The following is a 4,113-nucleotide window of genomic DNA, read 5'->3' on the forward strand; positions in this document are numbered from 1 at the left end:
ACGACCTCAGGGCCTGGTGAGCGTCGGGTACCTCGACGGGGACCGTGGGCGGTTCCGGGTGCCGGCCGGCATGGACCTCGCGCGTTACCCGGTCGTCGACGTGTCGGCGGAGCCCGACGACGGCAAGCCCGCGCACTCCGGCGACTCGATCGTCCGGGGCACCTTCACGTCCCCGTAGGCTCGCGTGGAGCGTCGACCCTTGGACAACGGTCGGCGCCCAAAGTCTCACAGACGGTGTATTCCTGCTGCGCCCTGGAGATTCCTGGGTGTTGTCCCCCGGGTTTTATCTCATGAGCGTGTTACGTTGGCGCCATGTCCGACACCACCACCGTCGTCACGCCGACCCCCGCGGGGACCCCGGCACCGCTCCGCGAGGTCGGCGCCCTGATCCGGGGCGCACGCAAGGGCCGCAGCATGACCCAGGCCCAGCTCGCCGAACGCGTCGGCACCAGCCAGAGCGCGATCAACCGCATCGAGCAGGGTGGGCAGAACCTGTCCCTCGAGATGCTCACCCGCATCAGCGACGCCCTCGACCAGCAGATCGTCTCCATCGGCGGTGCCCCGCAGCGTGCGCACCTCCGCGTGCAGGGCGGTCGGAAGCTCAGCGGGTCGATCGCGGTGAACTCGAGCAAGAACGCCGCCGTCGCCCTGCTCTGCGCCTCGCTGCTGAACCGCGGTGTCACCCGCCTGCACAAGGTCGCGCGCATCGTCGAGGTCGACCGGATCATCGACGTGCTCCGCAGCCTCGGCGCCAGCGTCACGTGGTCCGAGGACGGCGAGACCCTCGAGATCGTCGCCCCGTCCGACCTGCACCTCGACGCCATCGACGCCGACGCCGCCCGCCGGACCCGGAGCGTCCTGATGTTCCTCGGCCCGCTCAGCGGCCGCTACGAGTCCTTCCGGCTCCCCTACGCGGGCGGCTGTGACCTCGGGACCCGCACGGTCGAGCCGCACCTCATCGCGCTCCGTCCCTTCGGCGTCGACGTCGAGGCGACCTCCGGCTGGTACGAGGTCGGCGTCGCGAGCCAGCACGTCCCCACGAAGTCCGTCGTGCTCACCGAACGCGGCGACACCGTCACCGAGAACGCGATCCTCGCCGCGGCCGCCCGCGACGGCGAGACCGTCATCCGGAACGCCAGCCCGAACTACATGGTGCAGGACCTCTGCTTCTTCCTCGAGCTCCTCGGCGTCCGCATCGATGGCATCGGCACGACGACCCTCCGCATCACCGGCAAGAGCCGCATCGACGAGGTCGTGGACTACTGGCCGAGCGAGGACCCGGTCGAGGCGATGAGCCTGCTGACCGCCGGCATCGTCACCGACTCCACGCTCACCGTCACGCGGGCCCCGATCGAGTTCCTCGAGATCGAGCTCGCGACCCTGGCCGAGATGGGCCTGCGCTTCGACGTCTCGCCGGAGTACCCCGCCGCGAACGGCCGCACCCGCCTGGTCGACATCACGGTGCACCCGTCCGAGCTGCACGCGCCGATCGACAAGATCCACGCGATGCCGTTCCCGGGTCTGAACATCGACAACCTGCCGTTCTTCGTCGTCATCGCCGCGATGGCCGAGGGCACGACGCTCGTGCACGACTGGGTCTACGAGGGGCGTGCGATCCACCTGCTCGACCTCACCCGCCTCGGCGCGAGCGTGACCCTGCGCGACCCGCACCGTCTCGACGTGACCGGGCCGACGCACTTCTCCGGCGCCGAGGTCAGCTGCCCGCCGGCGCTGCGCCCCGCGGTGGTCATCCTGCTCGCGATGCTCGCCGCCAAGGGCGAGAGCGTCCTGCGCAACGTGGGCATCATCGCCCGCGGCTACGAGCAGCTGCAGGAGCGGCTCAATTCACTGGGCGCGTCCATCGAGACGTTCCACGACTGATCGACGCGGGCTGCGGTCACTGACGTGACCGAATGACGGGCTGGAGGCGCGGGGCGGATCCATCTCGCGCCTCCAGTCCGTCGTCAGCCGCGACCGACGAACGGCATGGCGGTCGGCATCACCGTCAGGTTCGGCACGTTCGTGCCGGCCGGCATGCTGGCCATGTACGCGACCGCACGGCCCGTCTCGGCGACGTCCATCGTCGGTTCGGGGCGCGTCGAGCCGCCCGCCTGGAGCGTGCCGTCCGCGGCGCCGGACCCCATCGTGGTGGCGGCGTTGCCGATGTCGATCTGTCCGCAGGCGATGCCGAAGGGGCGCCCGTCGAGCTGGAGCTGCTTCGTGAGTCCGGCCACCGCGTGCTTGGCGACCGTGTAGGGCGCGGACAGCGGACGCGGTGCGTGCGCGGAGATCGAGCCGTTGTTGATGATGCGGCCACCCTGCGGTGTCTGGGTCCGCATGATCCGGAAGGCCTCGCGGGCGCAGAGGAACGAGCCCGTGAGCGTCACCGACAGCACCGCGTTCCAGGTGTCGAGCGTGAGCTCGTCGAACTGGGTCGCCGGTGCGCCGGTGCCGGCGTTGTTGAAGAGCAGGTCGAGTCGACCGAAGCGCTGCACGGTCTCGTCGAAGAGGCGCCGGACGTCCGCCTCGGCCGAGACGTCGGCGACGATCGGGACGATGCGGGGAGACTGCGCCGCGACCTCGTCGAGCGGCTCCGCGCGCCGACCGGCGACCACGACCGTCCACCCGTCGGCCGCCAGCGCGAGGGCGGCGGAACGGCCGATGCCGCTCCCGCCCCCGGTGACGATCGCGGTGCGCTCCTGGTGGTCGGTGGTGTCGTCGCTCATGCCCGCACGCTACCGCGGACGGGCCCGTCGACGGCAGGCGTCACATGTCGAGAACGCCGTCGACCGCGGTGCTGCGGGGCGGGATGTGGCCGGTCGCGATCTCTTCCTCGAGGTACACCGTCACGTAGCCGTGGTCGACGGGACGACCGGTGTCGTCGAACACCCGGTAGCGGCGGCGGAGCCGGAGGAAGGGGACCGCCGTGTGCTCGAACGACACCACGACCTCGGTCGCGGGCCAGTCGCCCTCGACCTCGACGCGGACCTCTCGGTAGTCGCTCCGGGCGCGTCGCGGTCCGTCGACGCCGCGTGACCAGACGATCACCGGATCGGCGAGGTGTGCGAACTCCTCCACGAGCCGGGCGACGCTGCGTGCACGGCCCACGGTGTCCGCGTCCCACCGGGGCCACCGCGTGCCGTCGACGCCCGCGAGGTCGATGCGCTCGATCCACTGGGCGCGACGGGCCTCGCGCTCCTCGACCGACCGCTCCCACTCGGCGTCCGCGGCCTCGGCGTCCCACTCGACCGGGTCCTCGACCGGGACCGAGTCGAGGGCGTCGGTGTCGATCGTGACCGGCAGGCCGCCGGACACGTCGATGACGACCTCGCGCGGCCGGTAGACGACGTCCCGGGCGCCGGACGCACGGGGTACGAGGTCCGGACCCGTTCGGTGGAACCGCAGGGTCATCCGGTCACCCTCGACCGTCACGTCCTCGACGAGGTGGTCGACAGCGATGGTCGTGCGGAAGCCGTCCGGCGCGACGCGGACGAGCTCGGTGGGCGGCGTCGGCGACGGGGGGCCCGGCGGCTCCGCTTCGTCGGCGGCGCCGTCACCGTCGGCGGAGTCGTCCTCCGTGTCGCCGAAGCCGATGGACCACTGGTACGCGGTCATGACCCTCGTCCCGTCGTCGTCCGGATCGTGGTCGGCACCCGCCTCGAGGTCGTCGTCGGGCCAGGGTGCGTCGTCCGCGTCGTCTTCGTCGTCGTCGTCAGGCTCGGTCCAGGCCGCTGGGTCCGGCCAGAACGGGTCGGCCTCTGCCCACTGGAGATCGGAATCGACCAACGCCGCGAGGTCCTCGTCGTCGTCGATCGTCGTGCCAGCCATCCACGTCGATGCATCACGGGGATCGGCGAGCCAGAGGCCTCCGGCTTCCGCGGCGACGACTCTCCGGTCCCCGAGGTCGACGGCGGCGCCGACGCGGTCCGGGTCGAGGTGCACCGCGGTCCGGGTGACCTCGTCGATGCCGTCCGAGGAGTAGACGACCCACACGCCCTCGCCCGTGGGCCAGGCCTCGGCCTCCTCGACGGCCCGGTCGGGCAGCGGAGCGGTCGGCCAGGTTCACCCCCGCACGACCGTTCCCTCCTCGACGACGGCAGCCACGGGACGGTG

At 71.6% G+C, this 4,113-nt stretch carries 3 protein-coding genes; 1 reads left to right on the forward strand and 2 read right to left on the reverse strand.

The annotated features are described in order from the left end of the window. Positions 1-312: 312 nt before the first annotated feature. Entirely contained in the window at positions 313-1,881 is a 1,569-nt protein-coding gene (locus I5E_RS18050) for a helix-turn-helix domain-containing protein (protein WP_022908221.1), read from the forward strand. 83 nt (positions 1,882-1,964) lie between these two features. Here I5E_RS18050 and I5E_RS18055 read toward each other — a convergent pair whose 3' ends face one another. Beyond that, positions 1,965-2,726: an SDR family oxidoreductase gene (locus I5E_RS18055; protein WP_022908222.1), complete on the reverse strand. Its 762-nt coding sequence runs from the start codon at positions 2,724-2,726 to the stop codon at positions 1,965-1,967. Positions 2,727-2,766: 40 nt separating this feature from the next. After that, on the reverse strand, positions 2,767-3,993 hold the full coding sequence (locus tag I5E_RS18060; protein WP_022908223.1) for a hypothetical protein: 1,227 nt from the start codon (positions 3,991-3,993) through the stop codon (positions 2,767-2,769). Positions 3,994-4,113: the final 120 nt, after the last annotated feature.

The sequence above is a fragment of the Curtobacterium sp. B18 genome, from assembly GCF_000333375.1.
In the GTDB taxonomy this organism is placed as follows: Bacteria; Actinomycetota; Actinomycetes; order Actinomycetales; family Microbacteriaceae; genus Curtobacterium.

Coding starts and splice junctions, on each gene's coding strand:
- I5E_RS18055 (WP_022908222.1), bottom strand. CDS start 2,726: ATGAGCGACGACACCACCGACCACCAGGAGCGCACCGCGATCGTCACC.
- I5E_RS18050 (WP_022908221.1), top strand. CDS start 313: ATGTCCGACACCACCACCGTCGTCACGCCGACCCCCGCGGGGACCCCG.